Here is a 22,027-nt window from a genome sequence, read left to right as displayed (position 1 = left end):
CAGTCGTCGAATCCATCAACCGCCTACCCGCCGCAGGCCTAAAGAAGCGTTACCGCGACCGCGTACAATACGCCCTTACCCACCGCCCTCCGGCTCGCCCCACCCATGTCCTTCGATTTCTTCCTCCCCTGCCCGCGCGGCCTTGAAGCGTCGCTCGCCTCCGAACTCGCCGAAATAGCGGCAAAGCATCTGCACGGCGCGCCGTTCACGGCAGGCTCGCAAGTGCCGGGCGGCGTGCACTTTCGCGGCGGCTGGGCGGCCGGCATGGCGGCGAATCTGCATTCGCGCATCGCGAGCCGCGTACTGCTGAAAATCGCGCATCGTCCGTATCGCAGCGAGCAGGACATTTACGCGCTCGCCGTCGAACAACGCTGGGAGCAGTGGTTCTCCGCCAACGAGACGCTGCGCGTGGACGTGACCGCGATCAAGTCACCGCTGCGCAGCCTCGAGTTCACCACGCTGCGCGTGAAGGACGCGATCTGCGACCGTCTGCGCGAAGTGAGCGGCGCGCGTCCGAGCATCGACACCGGCATGCCCGACGTGCGCGTGTTTGCGTTTCTCACCGCGACGGACTGCACGCTTTATCTCGACACTTCCGGCGACCCGCTTTTCAAGCGCGGCTGGCGTCTGGACAAGGGCGCGGCGCCGCTGCGCGAAAATCTCGCGGCGGGCATTCTGCGGTTGACCGGCTGGAATGCCGGCACGCCCCTATACGACCCGATGTGCGGCAGCGGCACGTTCCTCGCGGAAGCCGCACAAGTCGCGCTGAACATCGCGCCGGGCGCGGAGCGCCGCTTCGGCTTCGAAAAGCTCAAGCAATTCGACAGCAAGACCTGGCAAACGCTAAAAGCCGCCGCGCTCGACGCGAAGCACGCCGCGCGCAGCTCGCGCGCCGACCTGCAGATTTTCGGCAGCGACATTTCCGGCGACATGCTGGACAAAGCACGCGCGAACTTCAACCGCGCGGGCTTGCCGTCCATTCCGCTGAAACAGGTCGACGCTCGCGGCATGACGCCGCCCACTACCGAGCCGGGCATTCTGGTCGCCAATCCGCCGTATGGCGAGCGGATCGAAGTTCGCGGGCGCAACGCGCGCGGCGAAATCCGCGAAGGACGCAATCGCGACAACCGTGAAGACGACGGCTTTCGCCGCGCCCAGGAAGAAACGCCGGACAGCGAGTTTTTCCAGTCGCTCGGTGACGCGCTCAAGCAGCGTTTCACTGGCTGGCACGCGTTCATCCTGACATCGGATCGCAAACTGCCGGGTCAGTTGCGTCTGCGCGAATCGACCAAGACGCCGCTCTTTAACGGCGCGCTGGAATGCCGGCTGTTCCGCTTCAATCTGATCGCGGGCAGCGTACGGCAGCGCACACAGGGTGAGACACCGGCGGGTTGAGACGCGCGCGGCTAGCACGGCCTTCAATCCGGCCAAAGGGCAATCCCGGTTGAGTCGCCGTCGCGTCGTTCGAGCCTGGAGCCGTGTTGTGGACCGCGCGACAGGCAAAACGCGATACGTTACACACAAGCGCAAATGGCCACACAGCCCCGAAAACCGCGGACACCGTTCCGCGGTTTTTTTCGCCAAAGGCCGCGTCCCCATGCCCGCAGGCTCACCCTACTGACACCACGCTGTCAGTAGCACCCACGCACACTCCTCGTCATGCCATCCGGCAATTCATCCGGCTTATCTGCCGTTCACAGGAGAGTGTCATGTCCGCATCGCCCAAAGTCGTTGCCTGGTTCGAAATTCCTTCCGTCGATTTCGACCGCGCCGTGCGCTTTTATGAAGCCGCGCTCGACGTCAAACTGAATCGCCAGGAAATAGGCGGCCAGCCGATTGCCGTATTCGGCTACGAAGAACCGGCGACCGGCGGCGCGATCGTTCACAACCCGTCGATGAAGCCGAATGGCGACGGCGTGCTCGTCTACCTGAACGCGCAGCCGACTGTGGACGCGGCGCTCGCGCGCATCGAAGAGGCCGGCGGCAAGACCGACGGGCCGGTCATCAAGCTGCCGCAGGAGATCGGCTATATCGCGTTTTTCATCGACAGCGAAGGCAATCGCCTCGGCCTGCATTCGCGGACCAACGGCTGAGCGCAAAGCGGGCCTTCAGGGGGCCTCGAGGGGGGCCGCGTGTCGCCGCTCGCGCGCCGCGCTCGCCAGCTGGACGCCGGTACAAAAGTGCCGGGAACGCCACCGAGACCTGACCCGAACGCTGACCGGAGCGCGGCATGCGGCGCTATCATCGCGGGACTGTCCCTGTCCTCTTCAACAAAACGCCCACGATGACGCGCCGCGCCGACCGCCTGTTCCAGATCGCCGAACTGCTGCGCGGCCGGCGCCTGACCACCGCGCAACAACTCGCCGACTGGCTCGACATCTCGCTGCGCACCGTTTATCGCGACGTGCGCGATCTGCAGTTGTCGGGCGTGCCGATTGAAGGCGAGGCGGGCATTGGCTACCGGTTGAGCCGCAGCGCGAGCCTGCCGCCGCTCACCTTCACCGCGGACGAACTCGCGGCGCTCGCTGCGGGCGCGCGCATGCTCGAATCGTGGGGCGGCGCCGGCTTCGCAAGCGGCGCGCGCGGCGCGCTCGCCAAGATCGCCTCGGCGATGCCCGCGGACAAGCGCGCATCGCTCGAAAGACTCGCGATCTTCGCACCGTCGTTTCACATCAGAAGCGATTTTTCGGACCAGCTCGACACGCTGCACCGTGCGATCGACACGCGGCACGTGGTGAGCTTTGCATACACGGATGCCAACGGAGCGGCCAGCGAGCGGCGCGTGTGGCCGCTCGCGCTCGCGTATTGGGGCGCGCGCTGGACGCTCGGCGCATGGTGCGAACTGCGCGGCGAGTTCCGCAATTTCGGGCTCGAAAAAATCCAGCAGCTCGCAGTGCGGGAGCAGTATCCGGATCAGGAAGGCCGACGCCTCGCCGACCTGTTGCGGCACGTGAACGCGAGGCGCAGGTGAAGGTTGCGCTGGACCACGCGGCTCGACGCGGCGCTCGCGCACCGCGTGAAAGTCCCCGGCTTTATTCGACTGCCTTGACCATATCCTCGATCACCTTCTTGGCGTCGCCGAACACCATCATCGTCTTGTCCATGTAGAAGAGATCGTTATCGAGACCCGCGTAGCCCGCCGCCATCGAACGCTTGTTGACGATCACCGTGCGCGCCTTGTACGCCTCGATGATCGGCATGCCGGCAATCGGCGACTTCGGATCGTTCTTCGCCGCCGGGTTCACCACGTCGTTCGCGCCAAGCACCAGCACCACGTCGACCTGGCCGAATTCGCCGTTGATGTCCTCCATCTCGAAGACCATGTCGTACGGCACCTCCGCCTCGGCGAGCAGCACGTTCATGTGACCCGGCATGCGCCCGGCCACCGGGTGAATCGCGTATTTCACCTCGATGCCCTTCTCGACCAGCTTGTCGGTCAACTCCTTCAGCGCATGCTGCGCGCGCGCCACCGCGAGCCCATAGCCCGGCACGATCACCACCGTTTCGGCGTTGCCGAGCATGAACGAGGCGTCGTCCGCTGAACCGGACTTCACCGGACGCTGTTCCGCCGTGCCGCCCGCGGCCGCCGCGCCCGCGTCGTTGCCGAAGCCGCCGAGAATCACGTTGAAGAACGAGCGGTTCATCGCCCGGCACATGATGTACGACAGAATCGCGCCCGACGACCCGACGAGCGAGCCCGCGATGATCAGCATCGGATTGTTCAACGAGAAGCCGATGCCCGCTGCCGCCCAGCCCGAGTACGAGTTGAGCATGGAGACGACCACCGGCATGTCCGCCCCTCCAATCGGGATGATGATCAGCACCCCGAGCACGAACGCAATGGCCGTCATGATGATGAACGGCAGCCACGACTGCGTGAAAAAGAAGATGATGCCGAAGCCGAGCATCGCGACCGCGAGCATCAGGTTGATCAGATGCTGGCCCGCGTAGACAACCGGCGCGCCCTGGAACAGCCGGAACTTGTACTTGCCCGACAGCTTGCCGAACGCGATTACCGAACCGCTGAACGTAATCGCGCCGACGAACGTGCCGATGAAGAGTTCGACGCGATTGCCGTAAGGCAGGAAGCCCGGCACCGGATTTTCCGGATCGATCAGACCGAACGCCGCGGGCTCGGACACCACCGCATACGCGATGCAAACCGCGGCGAGACCGATCAGCGAGTGCATGGCAGCAACCAGCTCCGGCATCTTGGTCATCTCGACGCGTGCGGCGACGAATGCGCCAATCGCCCCGCCGACAATCAGCGCGACCAGCAGCAAACCGAGCCCGAGCGCGAGGTTCGAGCCGAGCGCGTTCGCCTGTTTCGCGATTAGCGCGATGGTCGTGAGAATCGCAATCGCCATCCCGACCATGCCGAACGTGTTGCCGATGCGCGCGGTCTTCGGATTCGACAGCCCCTTGAGCGCCTGAATGAAGCAGACCGACGCGACGAGATAAAGCAGCGTGACGACGTTCAGGCTCATTACGCGTTCTCCTTGCCGCTTTGCGATTTATCGGCGATCAGCTTCTTCGGCTCCTTCTTGCGGAACATCTCGAGCATTCGCCGCGTGACGAGAAAACCGCCGAACACGTTCACCGCCGCAAGAGCGACGGCGAGCGTGCCGAAGAACTTGCCGGGCGTGCCGAGCGTGAGACCGGTGGCGAGCATCGCGCCGACAATCACGATCGCCGAGATCGCATTGGTCACGGCCATGAGCGGCGTGTGCAGCGCGGGCGTGACGTTCCAGACCACGTGGTAGCCGACGTAGATCGCCAGCACGAAAATAATCAGGTTGATGACGGTGTGGTTGAGCACTTCCATCGCCGTTTCTCCAGGTGAATTCGCTTTATACCTTGCGCGCGACGTCGCCGTCGCGGGTGAGCAGCGTGGCCGCGACGATGTCGTCGGCGAGGTCGATGTTGAGCGCGCCTTCCTTGGTGACGATCAGCTTCAGGAAGTCGAGCAGGTTGCGCGCGTAGAGCGAGGACGCATCCGCGGGCACCATCGAGGCGAGATTCGTGTAGCCGACTATCGTCACGCCGTGCCGCACGACGACCTTGTCCGCTTCGGTGAGCGGACAGTTGCCGCCGCGCCGGCCTTCGTATTCCGCGCCGCGGCCCGCGGCGAGGTCGACGAGCACGGAGCCGGGTTTCATCGCCTGCACGGTTTCGACGGACAGCAGCGTGGGCGCGGCGCGGCCCGGAATCAGCGCGGTGGAGATCACCACGTCGGCCTGCTTTGCGCGCTCGTGGACGAGCGCCGTCTGGCGCGTGAGCCAGGACGGCGGCATGGGCCGCGCATAGCCGCCCACGCCTTGCGCGGCTTCGCGCTCTTCATCGGTTTCGTAGGGGACGTCGAGAAACTTGGCGCCGAGCGATTCGATCTGCTCTTTCACGGCCGGGCGCACGTCGGATGCCTCGATCACGGCGCCAAGGCGTTTCGCAGTCGCGATTGCCTGCAGACCGGCCACGCCGGCGCCGAGAATCAGCACGCGCGCGGCCTTTACGGTGCCTGCGGCCGTCATCAGCATCGGCATGAAGCGCGGATACAGCGTCGCGGCAAGCAGCACCGCCTTGTATCCGGCGATGTTGGCCTGGGAGGACAGCACGTCGAGGCTTTGCGCTCGCGTCGTGCGCGGTGCGGCTTCCAGCGCGAAGGCGGTGACGCCGGCCGCGGCCAGTTTCTGCGCATTCTCCGTGTTGAACGGATCGAGCATGCCGATCAGCACCGCGCCGCGTTTCAGGAGCGGCAACTCGGCTTCGGTGGGAGACTGGACTTTGAGGACGAGGTCAGCGCCGAAAGCGGTGGCGGCATCGACAATTTCCGCGCCGGCTGCGGCGAGGGCGTCGTCGGGAAAGCTCGCGCCGGCGCCGGCGCCGCTCTGGATGGTGACCCGATGGCCGGAAGCCACGTACTTCTTGACGGTCTCGGGCGTCGCGGCGACGCGGGTTTCGTGCGCGCGCGTCTCGGCTGGCACTCCGATGTGCATCGTTGTTCCTCCTCGACTTACTGTTTGACGACAGATCGGCCGACGAGGCACGCCGGCTTGCAAGTGCAACGGCTAACGCCTCACTTTACCCGAAACCCGGGGGTCCGCAGAAATCGGGGACAATCCGGGGTTGCCGACGGAGCATGCGGCCCTGAGGCGGCGGGTTGTGCCGGGTGCGCGAGGGCGGGCGGGGGCTGCCGGCTTTTCGTGGCGGGGGACGCGTCGGGTCTCACGCTAATGGCGCCTGGTACTGTCGGCTGTTGCTGGACAGTGCTGCCGGTCGGCGGTGGCCGCACGCCACTCGCCACTCGCCACTCGCCGCACGCCACTCGCCACTCGCCGCACGCCGCTCGCCACTCACCACTCGCTGCTCGGCACTCACCGCTCGCTGATCGCCAGTCACCTCCCGCAGTCGCCCCTCCGCCAGTCGCCCACTTCCCGGCAGTTCGCCGATATAAACGGTAAAATGCGCACCCATGAAACCGGAAACCTGGCTGCCGCACGTGACCGTCGCGGCCATCGTCGAGCGTGACGGGCGCTTTCTCGTGGTCGAGGAGCACACCGCCGCCGGCCTGCGGCTGAACCAGCCGGCCGGCCATCTGGAAGCCGGCGAAACGCTGCTGGAAGCGGTAATTCGCGAGACGCTCGAAGAAACGGCTCATCCGTTCACGCCCGAGGCGCTGGTCGGCATGTACATGACGCATTTCGAGCGGCCGGAAAGCGCCGGCGTCACCTATCTGCGCTTCACTTATTGCGGCGCCGGCGGCGAACCCGAGACGGCACGCGCGCTCGATCCGGACATCGTCCGAACCTTGTGGATGAGCGCAGAAGAATTGCGCGCCTGCCCGCACCGGCACCGTACGCCGCTCGTCATGCAATGTATCGACGACTACCTGGCGGGCCGGCGTTTCCCGCTCGACTTCGTGCACACGCATTCGGTCGGGCCAAAAAGATAAGCCTCGAGATAAACCTCGCGGCAGGCGCGAGCTTAGATCCGCGACCCACGATCCATGCAGTCATGCAGTACCCAGTGAGCATCTTATGAGCAAGCAGAAAGTCGTAGTAGGCATGTCGGGCGGCGTCGATTCGTCGGTCACCGCGTGGCTGCTGAAGGAACAGGGCTACGACGTGGTCGGCCTGTTCATGAAGAACTGGGAAGACGACGACGACAGCGAATACTGCTCGACGCGTCAGGACTGGATCGACGTGGTGTCGGTAGCGGATCTGATCGGCATCGACGTGGAAGCGGTCAACTTCGCGTCCGAATACAAGGACCGGGTGTTCGCCGAATTCCTGCGCGAATATTCTGCCGGCCGCACGCCCAACCCGGACGTGCTGTGCAACGCCGAGATCAAGTTCAAGGCCTTTCTCGACCACGCGATGTCGCTCGGCGCCGAAACCATAGCGACCGGCCACTATGCGCGCGTGCGCGAGAACAATGGCCGCTTCGAACTGCTGAAGGCATTCGACCATACGAAGGACCAGTCGTACTTCCTGCATCGGCTGAATCAGGCGCAGTTGTCGAAAACGCTGTTTCCGCTCGGCGAAATTCCCAAAACGAAAGTGCGCGAGATCGCCGAGCAGATCGCGTTGCCCAATGCGAAGAAGAAGGACTCGACCGGCATCTGCTTTATCGGCGAGCGGCCGTTCCGCGACTTCCTGAACCGCTACTTGCCGACGAAGCCTGGCCCGATGAAAACCACCGACGGCAAGGTGGTCGGCGAGCACATCGGCCTTGCGTTCTATACGTTCGGCCAGCGCAAGGGCATCGGCCTCGGCGGCAGCAAGGACGGCAGCGGCGAGCCGTGGTTCGTGGCCGGCAAGGACATCGCGTCGAACACGCTCTTTGTCGCGCAAGGACACGACCATCCGTGGCTGCTCAGTCATACGCTCAGCGCGGGCAACACGAGCTGGGTCGCGGGCGAGCCGCCGCCAGAAGGCTTCGCGTGCGGCGCGAAGACCCGCTACCGGCAGGCCGACGCTCGCTGCACGTTCCGCAGCGCGAGCGACGCGGCAACCAACGGCGAAGACCTTTTCGAGCTTACCTTCGACGAGGCCCAGTGGGCTGTCACACCGGGGCAATCCGCAGTGCTCTACGATGGCGACGTGTGCCTGGGCGGCGGCATCATCGAACATGCGGCGACCGGGCAGCCGGCCGCGCGCACGTTGCAGAAAGCCGCACTGCTGGGCGGACGCTAACTTCGTTTCTCCGGCCGCCCGTTGCAACGCCGATCGTTGCGAGGCCACTCTTTTGAGCCACCGGGTCTGAGCCGTATCATCTACGCGCTTGCGGCTTCCCGCCAGGCAGTCGCTCGTTTCCCGCACGGTGGATCCGCCCGCGCTTTGAGCGCGTGCAATCCCTCCGTGACACTGCACCGGAGTCTGCATGTTTTCTCGACGTTATCTGGCCATGTGGTGCGCCGTCGCGCTCCTCGCCCTGTGCGCGGCGCTCGCCGCGGCTCATCATATTTCGTGGTGGTGGCTCGCGGTGCCGCTCGCGCTCGTCGCGCTCGGCCTGTTCGACCTGACCCAACAGCGCCACGCGATTTTGCGCAACTATCCGCTGTGGGGGCATCTGCGTTTCCTGTTCGAATTCATTCGCCCGGAAATCCGCCAGTATTTCGTGGAAGGCGACACCGACGAAAAGCCCTTTTCGCGTGCTCAACGCAGCATCGTCTATCAGCGCGCGAAGAACGACGTGGATAGCCGACCCTACGGCACGGAACTGGACGTGAAGGCCGTCGCGCACGAATGGATTAGCCACTCGCTCGCGCCGACCACGCTCGACAGCCACGACTTTCGCATCGTGGTGGGCGCAGAGCGCGCGCAGCCTTATTCCATGTCGATCTTCAATGTGTCGGCGATGAGCTTTGGCTCTCTCTCGGCAAACGCGATCATGGCGCTGAACCTCGGTGCGAAGAAAGGCAACTTCGCGCACGACACCGGCGAGGGTTCGATGTCGAAGTATCACCGCGAGCATGGCGGCGACATCATCTGGGAAATTGCCTCCGGTTACTTCGGCTGCCGTAACGACGACGGCACGTTCAGCGCGGAGAAATTCGCGAAGCAGGCGGCCGAGCCGCAGGTGAAAATGATCGAAGTGAAGCTCTCGCAGGGCGCGAAGCCAGGTCATGGCGGCGTATTGCCGGCCGCGAAAATCACGCCTGAAATTGCGGAAACGCGCGGCGTGCCGATGGGCCGCGACTGCATTTCGCCGGCCACACATTCCGAGTTTTCGACGCCGCGCGGCCTGCTCGAATTCGTCGAGCGCTTGCGCACGCTGTCGGGCGGCAAGCCGACGGGGTTCAAGCTGTGCATCGGGCATCCGTGGGAATTCTTTGGCATTGCAAAGGCCATGCTGGAGACGGGCATTCTGCCGGACTTCATCGTCGTGGACGGCGCGGAAGGCGGCACCGGCGCCGCGCCGCTCGAATTCACCGACCACGTCGGCGTGCCGCTGCAGGAAGGCTTGCTGCTCGTGCACAACACGCTGGTGGGCATTGGCTTGCGGCAACGCATTCGCATTGGTGCGAGCGGCAAGATGATCACGGCGTTCGACATCACCAGAACGCTTGCAATCGGCGCGGACTGGGTCAACGCCGCACGCGGCTTCATGTTCGCGGTGGGCTGCATTCAGGCGCAAACCTGTCACACGGGGCGCTGCCCGACCGGCGTCGCAACGCAAGACCCGGTGCGTCAGCGTGCGCTCGTAGTGCCCGACAAGGCCGATCGCGTGTTCAACTTCCACCACAACACGCTGCACGCGCTGAAGGAAATCGTTCAGGCCGCGGGGCTGAAACATCCGGCGGAACTGCGCGCGCATCACATCGTGCGGCGGGTGTCGTCGCATGAAGTGCAGTTGATGTCGGAGCTGCTGAAGTATCTGGAGCCCAACGATCTTCTCAATGGGAATTATCGTTATTCGTTGTATGAGAAGTGGTGGCCGGTTGCGCGCAGCGATTCGTTTTCGCCGAAGGTGGAGTTGGCGGTGGCGTGAAGCGCTTCATCGAAAAATGCCGCTTCCCGCAAACCGGACACCCCCCCGCCTTTCCGTTAAAATCACAGGTTTAGCACTTTGCTCCACGGTCGCCCCGCGTGCCTCAGCGCCCGCGGCGCGGCCTCATGCCCGAAAGGCACTTCATGCTCACGTTTCAGCAAATCATCCTGACACTGCAGTCCTATTGGGACAAGCAGGGTTGCGCGTTGCTCCAGCCGATCGACATGGAAGTCGGCGCGGGCACCTCGCACGTCCACACGTTCCTGCGCGCGGTCGGCCCGGAGCCGTGGCGCGCGGCCTACGTGCAGCCGTCGCGCCGCCCGAAAGACGGCCGCTATGGCGAGAACCCGAACCGTCTGCAGCACTATTACCAGTACCAGGTGGTGCTCAAGCCCGCGCCTGAAAACATTCTCGATCTGTATCTCGGCTCGCTTGAAGCGCTCGGCTTCGACCTGCAGCAGAACGACGTGCGTTTCGTCGAGGACGACTGGGAAAACCCCACGCTCGGCGCATGGGGCCTCGGTTGGGAAGTGTGGCTGAACGGCATGGAAGTCACGCAGTTCACGTATTTCCAGCAGGTGGGTGGTCTGGACTGCAAGCCGGTGCTTGGCGAAATCACCTACGGTCTGGAACGCCTCGCGATGTACCTGCAAAAGGTCGAGAACGTCTACGACCTCGTCTGGACCGAGTGGGAAGAGGAAGGCCCGAACGGCCCGGAAACGCGCCGCCTCACGTATGGCGACGTGTATCACCAGAACGAAGTCGAACAGTCCACGTATAACTTCGAGCACGCGAACGTCGACCTGCTGTTCACGTTCTTCAACAGCTACGAAGCGGAAGCAAAGCGCATGATCGAAGCGCAGATCGCGCTGCCCGCCTATGAACTCGTGCTGAAGGCCGGCCACACGTTCAATCTGCTCGACGCGCGCGGCGCGATCTCGGTGACGGAGCGCGCGGCGTACATTGGCCGGATTCGCGCGCTGTCGCGTCTCGTTGCACAGGCTTACTACGATTCGCGCGAAAAGCTCGGCTTTCCGATGCTCGGCAATCCGGTGCACGGCGTGCCCGGCCTCACCACCGACGAGCAGGACGCCGCCAAGCCCGCGTGGGCGCCGCCGCTGAAAGTCGAACGCAAGATCGACCCGGACTGACGAGAACATCAAGAAATGACTCAACCCCATCAAGCTACCCTGCTGGTCGAACTGCTGACCGAGGAACTGCCGCCCAAAGCGCTCGCCCGTCTCGGCGACGCTTTCGCAGAAGGTATTGCAGAGCGCCTCGCGGCGCGCGACCTGATCGAAGGCGAACTGTCGTTCGAGCGTTATGCGACGCCGCGCCGGCTCGCCGTCATGGTGAAGAACGTGCGCGCTGTCGCGCCGGAAAGGCACGTGCGCGAAAAAGTGCTGCCGGTTTCCGTCGCGCTGGACAAAGACGGCCAGCCCACCGCGCCGCTCGCGAAGAAGCTCGCCGCGCTTGGCTTCCCCGATTTTTCGGTGAGCGACCTGGAGCGCGCGCAGGACGGTAAGGCGGAAGCTTTCTTCCTGCGCTACGCCGCGCCGGGCGCCACGCTCGCGGAAGGTCTGCAAGCGGCGCTCGACGAAACGCTGACGAAGCTGCCCATTCCGAAGGTGATGACCTATCAGCGTCCGGACGGCTCTAGTGTCCAGTTCGTGCGCCCGGTGCATCGGCTGACCGCGCTGCACGGCGAGCGCGTCGTGCCGGTGAGCGCGCTCGGCATCGACGCCGACGACACCACGCTCGGCCATCGCTTTCTGTCCGAAGGCTTCGTGCAGATCCAGCACGCCGATGCGTACGTGGACACGCTGATGCACAAAGGCCGCGTCGTACCGAATTTCGCGGATCGCAAGGAAACCATCCGCACGCATCTGCTCGCGCACGCTGACGGCGACCAGGTGGTGATGCCCGAGTCGCTGCTTGACGAAGTGACGTCGCTGGTTGAATGGCCGGTGGTTTATTCGTGCCGCTTCGAGGACGAGTTCCTGCAAGTACCGCAGGAATGTCTGATCCTCACGATGCAGACCAACCAGAAATACTTCGCGCTGACCGATGCGAACGGCAAGCTGCGCTCGCGTTTCCTGATCGTGTCGAATATCGAAACGGCAACGCCCGGCGACATTATCGAAGGCAACGAGCGTGTGGTGCGCCCGCGTCTCGCAGACGCGAAGTTCTTCTTCGAACAGGACAAGAAAAAGCCGCTCGCCGAGCGCGTGCCGCTGCTCGCGAACGTCGTGTATCACAACAAGCTGGGCTCGGCGCTGCAACGCGTGGAGCGGCTCGAAGGGCTGGCAGGCGCAATCGCCGCGCTGATCGGCGCCGACGTGGCGCTCGCCAGGCGCGCCGCGCGTCTGGCCAAGGCCGATCTGATCACCGACATGGTCGGCGAATTCCCCGAGCTGCAGGGCACCATGGGCACGTATTACGCGCGCCACGACGGCGAGCCGGAAGAAGTCGCGCTCGCGTGCTCGGAACATTATCAGCCGCGCTTTTCCGGCGACGCATTGCCGGCTACCGCAACCGGCACGGTGGTCGCGCTCGCCGACAAGCTGGAAACCCTGGTCGGCATCTGGGGCATCGGTCTGCAACCCACCGGCGAGAAAGACCCGTTCGCGCTGCGCCGCCACGCGCTCGGCGTGCTGCGTATTCTGGTCGAGAAGCAACTGGCCGTGGACTTCGTCGAACTGCTGCGCACGGCTCACGCTCAATTCGCCGCGCTGCCGAACGTGACCGATTCGACACAAGCCATCTACGAATTCAGCATGGACCGCCTGCGCGGTCTGCTGCGCGAACGCGGCCATGCGCCGGGCGAAATCGACGCGGTGCTGGCGCTCGAGCCCACGCGTCTTGACGACATCGTCGCGCGTCTCGTTGCGGTGCGCGAGTTCGCCGCGTTGCCGGAAGCCGCGTCGCTCGCGGCCGCCAACAAGCGCATCTCGAACATTCTGAAGAAGTCGGAAAGCGCAACCGCGAGCGGCGGCGTACAGCCCGCGCTCTTCGTCGAAGCGGCGGAGAAGGCCCTGCACGCGCAGCTCGAACAGGTCGCGCCGCGCGTGCAGACGCAGCTCGCCGCGCGCGACTACACGGGCGCGCTCACTGCGCTCGCCGCGCTGCGCGAACCCGTCGACACGTTCTTCAACGACGTTATGGTCAACGCGGAAGATCCGGCGTTGCGTGCGAACCGTCTGGCCTTGCTCGGCGCGCTGCATCAGCAGATGAATTGCGTCGCGGACATTTCCCGACTCGCCGCCTGAGCCGCACGCCATGCCGACCAAGAAAGTAGTGATCCTCGATCGCGACGGCGTGATCAACGTCGATTCGGACGCGTTCATCAAGTCGCCGGACGAATGGGTCGCGTTGCCGGGTTCGCTCGAAGCGATCGCGCGCCTGAGCCAGGCCGGCTATCGCGTCGCGGTCGCGACGAATCAGTCGGGCATCGGCCGGGGGCTGTTCGACATGAATGCGCTGAACGCGATGCATCTCAAGATGCACCGCATGGCGGCGGCTGTCGGCGGACGCATCGACGCGGTGTTCTTTTGCCCGCACACGGCCGAAGATCACTGCGAATGCCGCAAACCGAAACCGGGCATGCTGAAGATGATCAACGAGCGCTTCGAGGTCGATCCCGAGAACACGCCCGTGGTCGGCGACGCGATGCGCGATCTGCAAGCAGGCACGGCACTCGGGCATCCGGTGCATCTGGTATTGACCGGCAAGGGCCGCAAGACGCTCGCGGCCGGCGGCCTGCCGGAAGGCACAGTCGTGCATGACGATCTGCGCGCATTCGTGCTCGACTTTCTCGCCGACGCCCAGGAATGACGCGCACCGCGCGCGTCCTCAACCCATACAGACCACGCCGATGCGCTTCATCCGTTCCTTGCTGCTGTTGATCTACTTCGTACTGTTCACGGTGCCGTACGCGATGGCCTGCTTCATCGCGTTTCCGTTCATGCGCGCCGATAAACGCTACTGGATGGCGGCCGGCTGGTGCCGCGTCACGCTCATAGTGGTGCGTTGGCTCAATGGCATTCGCTACACGATTCAAGGCATGGAGAATCTGCCCGACGGTCCAGCCGTGCTGCTCTCCAAACACCAGTCGGCATGGGAAACGCTCGCCTTTCCCGCGCTGATGCCGCGGCCGCTGTGCTACGTGTTCAAGCGCGAACTGCTGTACGTGCCGTTTTTCGGCTGGGCGCTCGGCCTGCTGAAGATGGTTCACATCGACCGCAAGGAAGGCAAGTACGCGTTCGAGTCGGTCATCAGGCAAGGCAAGGCGCGCATGGCGGAAGGCGCCTGGGTCATCATGTTTCCGGAAGGCACGCGTACGCCCACCGGCAAGCAGGGCAAGTACAAGACGGGCGGCGCACGCTTCGCGATAGCCAGCGGCGCGCCAGTCGTGCCGATCGCGCACAACGCCGGACGCGTGTGGCCTCGCAACTCGTTTCTCAAATATGCGGGTATAGTCACAGTGTCGATCGGCAAGCCGATTCAGACAACGGGGCTCACGCCCGATGAAGTGAACACGCGCGTCGAACAGTGGATCGAAGCTGAAATGCGTCGCATCGATCCCGCTGCGTATCGCGCGGCGGAAAGCGGTTCCGCCGCCGCACCAATCTGACGCGCCCACGCCCTCGAAGGCGTAACAGCGCGAAGCCGAATCCGATGCAGAAGTCTCCTACGCCACAGCCCGCTGCGGCGCTCGATAACCGGCAGCTCGATCTCCCGCTCTTTGCCGAGCCGGGGTCGACGTCGTCGTCCCCTTCCCCGTCCGGGCCCAGCTCGACTCAACGCGAGCAGCCTGCCGTGCCGCTCGCACCGGACGGCAGCAAGCTACGCAGCCTCACCATCGGTTCACGCACGCTGCATTACGCGCTCAAGCGTTCGGCGCGCCGCTCGATTGGCTTTGCCATCGACAGCACCGGACTCACGATCACCGCGCCGCGCTGGGTCACGCTCGCCGACATTGAAACCGCGATCACGGAAAAGCAACGCTGGATTTTCGCGAAGCTGATTGAGTGGCAAACGCGTGTCGAACAGCGTGCGCTGCCGAAGGTGGACTGGAAAGACGGCGCGCAAGTGCCCTATCTCGGCCAGCCGGTGCGCGTGAAATTAGGCTCGCCGCAAGGCACGCTCGCGTTCAGCGCGCAAGATTGCGCGCTGCAAGTGCCGCTGCCTTTGCAAGCCGACCCGCAGCAGATCAAGGACCGTGTGCAAGGCTGGTTGCAAGGAGAGGCGAAGCGTCTGTTCGGCGAGCGCCTCGCTATTTATGCCGAGAAACTGGGCGTCAACTATCGCGCGTATGCGCTTTCGTCGGCGGCCACGCGCTGGGGCAGTTGTTCGAGCGACGGCAAGATTCGCCTCAACTGGCGGCTGATTCACTTCCCGCTTTCCATCATCGACTACGTCGTCGCGCACGAGCTTGCGCATCTGCGGGAAATGAACCATAGCCCGCGCTTCTGGCAAACGGTGGAATCAATTTTTCCGGAGTTCCGCGAGGCGCGGCAGACGCTGAAGTCGCATCCGCCGGAGTTGCTGCCGACGTTATAGTCGTGCGCTGCGCGGCTCTGCCGCGGTGCAACCGCGTTAATGCTCTAGCGCCGTGCCAAGCCGCGGTTCCGACATGGCACGGCGCGCGGCCTCGTCACTCACGCCGCGCTTATTTTTTCTTTTGAATGAACTCGATCTTGTAGCCGTCAGGATCGGTCACGAACGCGATCACGGTCGTGCCGTGCTTCATCGGTCCGGCTTCGCGCACGACTGTACCGCCTTGCGCCTTGATCTTGTCGCAGGCCGCATACGCGTCTTCCACCTCGACGGCCAGATGTCCGAAACCGGTGCCGAGGTCATACGACGGCGTGTCCCAGTTATGCGTCAATTCGATGACGGTACCGTCGCGCTCGTCCGTGTAGCCGACGAATGCCAGGGTGAACTTGCCTTCCGGATAATCTTCGCGGCGCAGTAACTTCATGCCGAGCAGTTCGGTGTAGAACGCGATCGAACGGTCCAGGTCGCCGACCCGGAGCATGGTGTGAAGCAGGCGCATCGTGTACTCCCTGTTGCTTGATGTATGTCGAGAGCGTAAATGTACCCCGATTCGACCGCCGCTGCAGGCGGCAAAGCGTTCACAAAGCTGCCGTGAAGCTGCCCGTCGCCGCGTTTCAGAACTGATGCCGCAGCCCCGCCATCAAGCCGATTTGCGAGCCCTTTTGCGCGAGCCCGACGCCGTTCACGCCTTGCAGTTGCGCGCCGATCAGATCGCCGCGATACAGCGAATAGTCGCCCTCGACGTAGACGTCCGTGCGCTTTGACAGCGCGTAGTCGGCCACGAGCTGGTATTGCCATGCCGAGCCGTCTTTCGCGGCGGTCTTGCCGTCCTGCAATGTCCGCCAAACGTTCGCTGCGAAGTGCCACGCGTTGCCGACCTGTTGCGTGATGCCGCCCATGAACATGCGCCGCCGCGAAAAATCCGTGTATTTGAGCGCGGCAAGCACAGGTGCCGTGAATGGTCCGTTGGCGAAGGTGGAAAAGCCGGCGTCGGCGCGATTGACGATATAGCCGAGCGAAAAGCGCGTCTTGTCCCACGTGTAGGAGCCGCCGAAGGTCCACGCTTTTGCCGACGCGCCGTTGACCGAGTCTTTCGACTCTTCATACGCGCCCCCGAAGGTGAACGGTCCGCCCCCAGGCGCATAGGCCGCCGCCGCGCCGATCTGGGTGCCATACGAGTTGCCCGCGTTGCCGCCGAACGCATAGCCCGCCGCGAAGCTGAGGCCCTCGTACTTCGCCTGATACTGCACCTGGTTGCTGGTCCAGATGCCGCCTGTCATCGTCACTTCGGGCTGAAAGCTGAAGTCGTACGGAATCCACGGATTGCTGCCGTAACCGGCTACCGTGATCCCTTCGATCATGACGTTGTACTGACGGCCGAAAATCACTTGGCCGTAGGAATTCGAGCGCACGCCGATCTGCGCTTCGTTGAAAAACGGCAAGGTCGGGTCGCTCTGCCCACTGTTGATGTAGATGCGATTCTCGAGCTTGAAGAAGGTGGACCAGCCGCCGCCCAGATCTTCCACGCCCTTCAGGCCCCAGCGGCTTTGCGTCATGCCGCCCGTGCCGAGACCGAGCGACGAATCGCCGGCCTTGTTGGCGTGAGTCAGATAGCGCACGCTCTCGTCCACCACGCCGTAGAGCGTCACGCTGGACTGCGCCTGCGCCGCCGGACAACCGAGCGACATCAACGCCACCGCCGCCGCGCCTTTGCTCAGGGTCATCATGTGCTCTCCTCGTAGCGGGTCCGCTTCGCGCGGACAGAGTCTGGCTGCTGACGCGGGCATTGCCGGCTGGCGCGGCTTCCTACGGAAGCTCGGAACCTTCGACGCCGACGCGTGTGAATGTACCGACAGAACTTCCGTCGAACCTTAGCGCGAAACCGTCGTGGCAAGAAATAGGTGTTGCGCGAGCGTTGCGCCGCGTCCGTCAAATCAGCAAATGACTTGCGACTTGCGAGAAGCACGCGTAGGCGATGGGGTGATCGGCTAGGCAGGCGAGCAGGTTTGCTATCGTACTCACTGCGCCGTTCAACCTGTCTCGCCTCGAGCCATACACATTGCCCACATGAGCACCACTGCCCTGCCTACGCGTCGCGCCCCCGATGGTTTCGCCGTTCTGCTGATGGTCGGCTTGTGCGCGATCTGGGGCTTCCAGCAAGTGGCTATCAAGACCACCAATGCGGCGCTGCCGCCGCTCTTTCAGGCGGGCTTGCGCTCCACCATCGCAGCGCTGCTCGTGTGGGGATGGGCTCGCTCGCGCGGCACGCCGCTGTTTCGCGACGACGGCACGCTCGGCGCGGGCCTGCTGGCGGGCATATTGTTCGCGGCCGAGTTCGTGTGCATTTTCCTCGGGCTCACGCTGACCAGCGCGTCGCGCATGGCGGTGTTTCTCTACACCGCGCCGTGCTTCACGGCGCTCGGTCTGCACTGGTTCGTCGAAGGCGAGCGGATGCGGCCGTTCCAATGGCTCGGCATTGCCGTGGCGTTCGCCGGCATGACGCTGGCTTTCGCGGATGGCTTCCTGCACGGCGCGGCGGCCCGCGGCTCGTCGCTGGCCGGCGTGGCCGGTGACGCCCTCGGCGTGCTGGCGGGCGTCGCCTGGGCCGCGACGACCGTGGTGGTGCGCGCCACCCGGCTTGCGCATTCGAGCGCGAGCAAGACGCTCTTCTATCAACTCACGGTATCCGCGGTGGTGCTACTCGCGCTGGCCCTCGCGCTCGGCGACGCGCACGTCGACGCGGTCACGCCGCTCGTGGTTGCGAGCCTCGCGTACCAGGCCGTGGTGGTTGCGTTCGTCAGCTATTTGCTGTGGTTCTGGCTGCTCACGCGCTACGTCGCGTCGCGGCTGTCGGTGTTCTCGTTTCTGACGCCGCTTTTCGGCGTGACCTTCGGCGTGCTGCTGCTCGGCGAATCGTTCAGCCTGCGCTTTCTCATGGCAGCAGCGCTGGTGCTGACGGGCATCGCGCTCGTCAATGCGCCGGGCAAGCGTACAGCGGCAAGCTAGCGCAAACGCCGGCGACAAGCGCGGCGCCGCGCGCTCAGGCCTTGGCCGCCACGAGTTGCGCCACGCGCACGTATTCCGCCACCGGCACGTCTTCGGCGCGGCGCTGCAGATCGAAGCCGATCGCGTCGAAATCCACCCTATCGCGCAATGCGGCGAGCGTATTGCGCAACATCTTGCGCCGCTGCGAGAACGCAGCGGTGACCACCTCGCCCAGCACGCGCTCGTCGACCGGCGTGAGTTCGTGCGGCGCATACGGAATCATGCGCACGATGGCCGAATCGACTTTCGGCGGCGGCTGAAACGCCTCGGGCGGCACGTCGAGCTGCTTGTCGATCACATAACGGTACTGCAGCATCACCGAAAGACGGCTGAACGCCTTCGTGCCGGGCTCGGCCACCATCCGCTCGACAACTTCGTTCTGCAGCATGAAGTGCTGATCGATGACACGATGCGCGAACGACGTGAGGTGAAACAGCAGCGGGCTCGAAATGTTGTACGGCAGGTTGCCGACAATGCGCAGCGACGGCGCGTCGCCCGGGGCCGCAAGCGAGCCGAAGTCGAACGCGAGCGCGTCGCCCGCGTGCAGCTCGAGCAGAGCGCCGAACTTGTTTTTCAGACGCCCGATCAGATCGCGGTCCAGTTCGACGGCATGCAGCGGCGCCTCGGGCGTGGCCAGACGCTCGATCAACGGCTCGGTGAGTGCGCCGAGCCCCGGCCCGATTTCGACCATGCGCTCGCCGCGCTGCGGCCGGATCACGTCGACGATCGAATCGATCACGCCCATGTCGACCAGAAAGTTCTGACCGAAACGCTTGCGGGCGATATGACCTTGGTGTCGGCCTTGCTGCTGTCTGCTGGTGGACATCGGAGAAACGCTAAAGTGAGAACTGCTTGAAAAAAGACCACGCGAGGCTGCTGGTACAACGCTGAATTATCGAGGCCGAACCACCGAGGCTCAATCAGCAACGCCGAATCGCCAAGGTCCGCGCAGCCGCGCCGAACGACGAGCGCGGCATAAGCAGCGTTGAATCAGCCCGCGCGGCGGTGCTGCGCCATGGAAACCGCGGTGTCGATCGCGGCGATCAAACTGCCCGCGTCGGCACGGCCGGTGCCCGCGAGATCCAGCGCGGTTCCATGATCGACCGACGTGCGGATGATCGGCAAGCCGAGTGTAATGTTGATGCCTTCGCCGAACGTTGCGTACTTGAGCACCGGCAAGCCCTGATCGTGGAACATGGCGAGCACGCAGTCCGCTTCGTCCAGATAACGCGGCTGAAACAGCGTGTCGGCCGGGTAGGGACCGCGCGCGTCGATGCCCTCCCCGTTCGCGAGCTTGAGCGCCGGCGAGATGACGTCGATCTCCTCGCGGCCCAGATAGCCGTTTTCGCCCGCGTGCGGGTTGAGTCCCGTCACCAGGATGCGCGGCGCGGGCAGACCGAAGTGATGCCGCAAGTCGTGATCGACAATACGCAGCGTTTGAACGAGCCCCTCGATGGAAAGCGCGGCGGACACGTCCTTGAGCGGCAGATGGGTGGTGGCGAGCGCCACCCGCAACGCACGCTTGCCGGTGCCCGCTAGCATCATGACGACGCGCGGCGTGTGAGTGCGTTCCGCCAGATATTCGGTGTGGCCGGTAAAGGGCACGCCTGCGTCGTTGATGGTGCTTTTTTGCAGCGGCGCGGTGACGATTGCGTCGAAAGTGCCGGCCATCGCGCCGTCTATCGCGCTGTCCAGCAGGTCGAGCACGTAGCGTCCATTAGCCGCGTTCAGCGTGCCCGCAATCGCCGGCGCGCCGAGCGGCCGATGCTGCACCTGAACGCGCTTGCCGTCCGCCACCAGCGCATGCCAGTCCACGCCCACTGCCCGGGCGCGTTCCGCGAGAAGCGCCGCATCGCCCAGCACCGTGAACTGCGCGCCGGGCCAGTGCGTTGCCGCGCCGGCCAACGCTTGCACCGTGAGCTCGGGACCCACGCCGGCCGGCTCGCCGGTGGTGATCGCAATTTGCAACGGCAAGCTGGCGGACGGGGCGGCGCTGTTCATGACGGTTACTGAATGCTCGACAGGTCAGGCTTCACTTCGACATAAGCGGTGTCGCGCAGTTCGCGCAGCCAGTCGGCGTAAGCCTGCTCCGCCTTGCGCTGACCAATGGCCTGGCGCGCGAGGTCCATTTGCTGCGCAATGGAGCCTTGCGCCTCGCGGCGCTCGAGCACCTGAATCAGGTGATAACCGTATTCGCTGCGCACCGGGTCGCTGATCTGGCCGTCCTGCAGCGTGTTCATCGCACGCTCGAATTCCGGCACGGTTTCGCCCGGGCTGATCCAGCCGAGGTCGCCGCCTTGCGACGACGAACCATCTTGCGAATAGGTGTGAGCGAACTTCGCGAAGTCGCCGCCCGCGGCGATTTCCCGCTTGATTTCGAGCAGTTTCTGACGCGCTTGCGGCTCGGACATGCCGTCGCCCACGCGCAGCAGGATGTGACGCACGTGCGTTTGCATGAGCTTCGGTGCGTCCGAACTCGTGCCCTGACCGGTGCGGCGGTCAACGAGACGCACGATTTCAAAGCCGTCGCTGGTGCGGATGACTTCCGGATTAACCTGCCCCGGCCGCAGCGACGAAGCCGCCTTGACGAACTCCGGCGGCAGCTTCGACGGCGACGCGTAGCCCATGTCGCCGCCCTTGCCCGCATCCGGCGCTAGCGAATTCGACTTCGCGAGCTTTTCGAAGTTGGCGCCGCCCTTCGCTTCGGCGAGCAAGGCGTCGGCCCTCTTCTGCGCGGCCTCGATATCCGTTTGCGGCGCGTTCAAGGGCGCCTTCAGGAAGATGTGCTGCATGTGCAGGTCGCTCGTCGCGCCGGCATTCGGGCCGCGCTGACTGGCAATGTAGTTCGCGACTTCCGCGTCCGACACCGTGACCTTGCTGTCCACTTCCTTCTCGCGCAGACGCGAAAGCGTGAGCTCGGTGCGTGCGTCGCTCGTGAACGTGGACCAGGGCACGCCTTGCGCCTCGATGCGCGCGCGGTACGTGTCGAGCGACAGGTTATTGGCCTGGGCGAGCCGCTCGAGCGTTTTCTGCACAGCCGCGTCGTCGATGTTGATGCCGACTTCCTTCGCCTTCTGCAACTGGATGCGCTCCAGCACCATCTGGTTGAGCACCTGCTGACGCAACTGGTCGGCCGGCGGAACCGGCGCGTTCTGCTGGTTCAGACGCCGGGCAATCAGGCCCACGCGCTCGTCGAGCTCGCGCCGCGTAATGACACCGTTGTTGACCACGGCGGCAATCGTGTCGACAGTCTGGCCACGGTTGCCGGCGAGCGCCTGCGCCTGTACCGGCGCGACCGACAGGAAAGACGCCACCGCGGCAAGACCTGCCGCGAGCGTTGCCAAGCGAAGCTTTTTCATGATTGCCACAGATACTCCAATGATGTCGGGCACGCCTGGCCCGTCTTTTCGCATTCGATGAATGACCGGGCGAG

General features: G+C 64.4%; 20 protein-coding genes. 12 read left to right on the top strand and 8 right to left on the bottom strand.

Annotated features, from left to right (window positions below; all coding sequences use genetic code 11):
- The first annotated feature begins 105 nt into the window (after positions 1-105).
- The 3 genes from F757_RS0112615 to F757_RS0112605 all read left to right on the top strand — a co-directional run bounded on the left by F757_RS0112615 (position 106) and on the right by F757_RS0112605 (position 2,971).
- The gene (locus F757_RS0112615) at positions 106-1,395 is read left to right on the top strand and encodes a THUMP domain-containing class I SAM-dependent RNA methyltransferase (protein WP_027211701.1); all 1,290 of its coding nucleotides are present in this window, start codon (positions 106-108) and stop codon (positions 1,393-1,395) included.
- Between the two features lie 314 nt (positions 1,396-1,709).
- On the top strand, positions 1,710-2,093 hold the full coding sequence (locus F757_RS0112610) for a VOC family protein (protein WP_027211700.1): 384 nt from the start codon (positions 1,710-1,712) through the stop codon (positions 2,091-2,093).
- Between the two features lie 137 nt (positions 2,094-2,230).
- Positions 2,231-2,971 carry a helix-turn-helix transcriptional regulator gene (locus F757_RS0112605; protein ID WP_027211699.1) on the top strand — a complete coding sequence of 247 codons (741 nt, stop codon included), beginning with the start codon at positions 2,231-2,233 and terminating at the stop codon, positions 2,969-2,971.
- 61 nt (positions 2,972-3,032) lie between these two features.
- Here F757_RS0112605 and F757_RS0112600 read toward each other — a convergent pair whose 3' ends face one another.
- Genes F757_RS0112600 through F757_RS0112590 form a run of 3 tightly spaced genes read right to left on the bottom strand, consistent with a single transcriptional unit; the run spans position 3,033 to position 5,993 of the window.
- Entirely contained in the window at positions 3,033-4,487 is a 1,455-nt protein-coding gene (locus tag F757_RS0112600) for an NAD(P)(+) transhydrogenase (Re/Si-specific) subunit beta (protein WP_027211698.1), read from the bottom strand.
- Positions 4,487-4,825, bottom strand: a complete 339-nt coding sequence (locus tag F757_RS0112595; RefSeq protein ID WP_013338051.1) for an NAD(P) transhydrogenase subunit alpha — start codon at positions 4,823-4,825, stop codon at positions 4,487-4,489. Before F757_RS0112595 ends, F757_RS0112600 begins: the two co-directional genes overlap by 1 nt.
- A 25-nt stretch (positions 4,826-4,850) precedes the next feature.
- Complete coding sequence (locus F757_RS0112590; protein WP_027211697.1) at positions 4,851-5,993, bottom strand: Re/Si-specific NAD(P)(+) transhydrogenase subunit alpha; 1,143 nt, start codon at positions 5,991-5,993, stop codon at positions 4,851-4,853.
- 476 nt (positions 5,994-6,469) lie between these two features.
- On the opposite strand from F757_RS0112590, the gene F757_RS0112585 reads away from it, so the two are divergent.
- The 8 genes from F757_RS0112585 to F757_RS0112550 all read left to right on the top strand — a co-directional run bounded on the left by F757_RS0112585 (position 6,470) and on the right by F757_RS0112550 (position 15,552).
- Positions 6,470-6,949 (top strand): NUDIX hydrolase, encoded by a 480-nt coding sequence (locus tag F757_RS0112585; RefSeq protein ID WP_027211696.1) that lies wholly within the window; start codon positions 6,470-6,472, stop codon positions 6,947-6,949.
- An 85-nt stretch (positions 6,950-7,034) separates the two neighbouring features.
- The gene (gene mnmA, locus F757_RS0112580) at positions 7,035-8,192 is read left to right on the top strand and encodes a tRNA 2-thiouridine(34) synthase MnmA (RefSeq protein ID WP_027211695.1); all 1,158 of its coding nucleotides are present in this window, start codon (positions 7,035-7,037) and stop codon (positions 8,190-8,192) included.
- 187 nt (positions 8,193-8,379) lie between these two features.
- Complete coding sequence (locus tag F757_RS0112575) at positions 8,380-9,990, top strand: FMN-binding glutamate synthase family protein (RefSeq protein WP_027211694.1); 1,611 nt, start codon at positions 8,380-8,382, stop codon at positions 9,988-9,990.
- Between the two features lie 143 nt (positions 9,991-10,133).
- The gene (gene glyQ / locus F757_RS33440; protein WP_084530841.1) at positions 10,134-11,141 is read left to right on the top strand and encodes a glycine--tRNA ligase subunit alpha; all 1,008 of its coding nucleotides are present in this window, start codon (positions 10,134-10,136) and stop codon (positions 11,139-11,141) included.
- Between the two features lie 15 nt (positions 11,142-11,156).
- Positions 11,157-13,259 (top strand): glycine--tRNA ligase subunit beta, encoded by a 2,103-nt coding sequence (glyS, locus tag F757_RS0112565; RefSeq protein ID WP_027211693.1) that lies wholly within the window; start codon positions 11,157-11,159, stop codon positions 13,257-13,259.
- 10 nt (positions 13,260-13,269) lie between these two features.
- Positions 13,270-13,824 carry a D-glycero-beta-D-manno-heptose 1,7-bisphosphate 7-phosphatase gene (gene gmhB, locus F757_RS0112560; protein WP_027211692.1) on the top strand — a complete coding sequence of 185 codons (555 nt, stop codon included), beginning with the start codon at positions 13,270-13,272 and terminating at the stop codon, positions 13,822-13,824.
- A gap of 40 nt (positions 13,825-13,864) precedes the next feature.
- Positions 13,865-14,623, top strand: coding sequence for a lysophospholipid acyltransferase family protein (locus F757_RS0112555; RefSeq protein WP_027211691.1), 759 nt, complete (start codon positions 13,865-13,867; stop codon positions 14,621-14,623).
- 44 nt (positions 14,624-14,667) lie between these two features.
- Complete coding sequence (locus F757_RS0112550; RefSeq protein ID WP_027211690.1) at positions 14,668-15,552, top strand: M48 family metallopeptidase; 885 nt, start codon at positions 14,668-14,670, stop codon at positions 15,550-15,552.
- A gap of 109 nt (positions 15,553-15,661) precedes the next feature.
- Here F757_RS0112550 and gloA read toward each other — a convergent pair whose 3' ends face one another.
- Together gloA and F757_RS0112540 are read right to left on the bottom strand one after the other, a co-directional pair.
- Positions 15,662-16,048, bottom strand: coding sequence for a lactoylglutathione lyase (gloA, locus tag F757_RS0112545; protein WP_027211689.1), 387 nt, complete (start codon positions 16,046-16,048; stop codon positions 15,662-15,664).
- A gap of 115 nt (positions 16,049-16,163) precedes the next feature.
- Entirely contained in the window at positions 16,164-17,276 is a 1,113-nt protein-coding gene (locus F757_RS0112540; RefSeq protein WP_027211688.1) for a porin, read from the bottom strand.
- Positions 17,277-17,616: 340 nt separating this feature from the next.
- Between F757_RS0112540 and F757_RS0112535 the strand changes: the two genes are divergently transcribed.
- Positions 17,617-18,555 carry a DMT family transporter gene (locus F757_RS0112535; RefSeq protein ID WP_027211687.1) on the top strand — a complete coding sequence of 313 codons (939 nt, stop codon included), beginning with the start codon at positions 17,617-17,619 and terminating at the stop codon, positions 18,553-18,555.
- A 34-nt stretch (positions 18,556-18,589) separates the two neighbouring features.
- On the opposite strand, the gene rsmA is transcribed toward F757_RS0112535, so the two are convergent.
- The 3 genes from rsmA to F757_RS0112520 all read right to left on the bottom strand — a co-directional run bounded on the left by rsmA (position 18,590) and on the right by F757_RS0112520 (position 21,962).
- The gene (gene rsmA / locus F757_RS0112530) at positions 18,590-19,420 is read right to left on the bottom strand and encodes a 16S rRNA (adenine(1518)-N(6)/adenine(1519)-N(6))-dimethyltransferase RsmA (protein WP_027211686.1); all 831 of its coding nucleotides are present in this window, start codon (positions 19,418-19,420) and stop codon (positions 18,590-18,592) included.
- 164 nt (positions 19,421-19,584) lie between these two features.
- Positions 19,585-20,595, bottom strand: a complete 1,011-nt coding sequence (pdxA, locus tag F757_RS0112525; RefSeq protein WP_027211685.1) for a 4-hydroxythreonine-4-phosphate dehydrogenase PdxA — start codon at positions 20,593-20,595, stop codon at positions 19,585-19,587.
- A 5-nt stretch (positions 20,596-20,600) separates the two neighbouring features.
- Entirely contained in the window at positions 20,601-21,962 is a 1,362-nt protein-coding gene (locus F757_RS0112520; RefSeq protein ID WP_027211684.1) for a peptidylprolyl isomerase, read from the bottom strand.
- Between the last annotated feature and the right edge of the window lie 65 nt (positions 21,963-22,027).

Source organism: Burkholderia sp. WSM2232 (assembly GCF_000472545.1).
GTDB lineage: Bacteria > Pseudomonadota > Gammaproteobacteria > Burkholderiales > Burkholderiaceae > Paraburkholderia.
This window is presented reverse-complemented; position numbering and strand designations above follow the sequence as displayed.

What these genes read in the sequence shown, in the direction of transcription:
- F757_RS0112615 (WP_027211701.1), top strand. Translation starts at nt 106, where the DNA reads ATGTCCTTCGATTTCTTCCTCCCCTGCCCGCGCGGCCTTGAAGCGTCG.
- F757_RS0112610 (WP_027211700.1), top strand. Translation starts at nt 1,710, where the DNA reads ATGTCCGCATCGCCCAAAGTCGTTGCCTGGTTCGAAATTCCTTCCGTC.
- F757_RS0112605 (WP_027211699.1), top strand. Translation starts at nt 2,231, where the DNA reads ATGCGGCGCTATCATCGCGGGACTGTCCCTGTCCTCTTCAACAAAACG.
- F757_RS0112600 (WP_027211698.1), bottom strand. Translation starts at nt 4,487, where the DNA reads ATGAGCCTGAACGTCGTCACGCTGCTTTATCTCGTCGCGTCGGTCTGC.
- F757_RS0112595 (WP_013338051.1), bottom strand. Translation starts at nt 4,825, where the DNA reads ATGGAAGTGCTCAACCACACCGTCATCAACCTGATTATTTTCGTGCTG.
- F757_RS0112590 (WP_027211697.1), bottom strand. Translation starts at nt 5,993, where the DNA reads ATGCACATCGGAGTGCCAGCCGAGACGCGCGCGCACGAAACCCGCGTC.
- F757_RS0112585 (WP_027211696.1), top strand. Translation starts at nt 6,470, where the DNA reads ATGAAACCGGAAACCTGGCTGCCGCACGTGACCGTCGCGGCCATCGTC.
- mnmA (WP_027211695.1), top strand. Translation starts at nt 7,035, where the DNA reads ATGAGCAAGCAGAAAGTCGTAGTAGGCATGTCGGGCGGCGTCGATTCG.
- F757_RS0112575 (WP_027211694.1), top strand. Translation starts at nt 8,380, where the DNA reads ATGTTTTCTCGACGTTATCTGGCCATGTGGTGCGCCGTCGCGCTCCTC.
- glyQ (WP_084530841.1), top strand. Translation starts at nt 10,134, where the DNA reads ATGCTCACGTTTCAGCAAATCATCCTGACACTGCAGTCCTATTGGGAC.
- glyS (WP_027211693.1), top strand. Translation starts at nt 11,157, where the DNA reads ATGACTCAACCCCATCAAGCTACCCTGCTGGTCGAACTGCTGACCGAG.
- gmhB (WP_027211692.1), top strand. Translation starts at nt 13,270, where the DNA reads ATGCCGACCAAGAAAGTAGTGATCCTCGATCGCGACGGCGTGATCAAC.
- F757_RS0112555 (WP_027211691.1), top strand. Translation starts at nt 13,865, where the DNA reads ATGCGCTTCATCCGTTCCTTGCTGCTGTTGATCTACTTCGTACTGTTC.
- F757_RS0112550 (WP_027211690.1), top strand. Translation starts at nt 14,668, where the DNA reads ATGCAGAAGTCTCCTACGCCACAGCCCGCTGCGGCGCTCGATAACCGG.
- gloA (WP_027211689.1), bottom strand. Translation starts at nt 16,048, where the DNA reads ATGCGCCTGCTTCACACCATGCTCCGGGTCGGCGACCTGGACCGTTCG.
- F757_RS0112540 (WP_027211688.1), bottom strand. Translation starts at nt 17,276, where the DNA reads ATGATGACCCTGAGCAAAGGCGCGGCGGCGGTGGCGTTGATGTCGCTC.
- F757_RS0112535 (WP_027211687.1), top strand. Translation starts at nt 17,617, where the DNA reads ATGAGCACCACTGCCCTGCCTACGCGTCGCGCCCCCGATGGTTTCGCC.
- rsmA (WP_027211686.1), bottom strand. Translation starts at nt 19,420, where the DNA reads ATGTCCACCAGCAGACAGCAGCAAGGCCGACACCAAGGTCATATCGCC.
- pdxA (WP_027211685.1), bottom strand. Translation starts at nt 20,595, where the DNA reads ATGAACAGCGCCGCCCCGTCCGCCAGCTTGCCGTTGCAAATTGCGATC.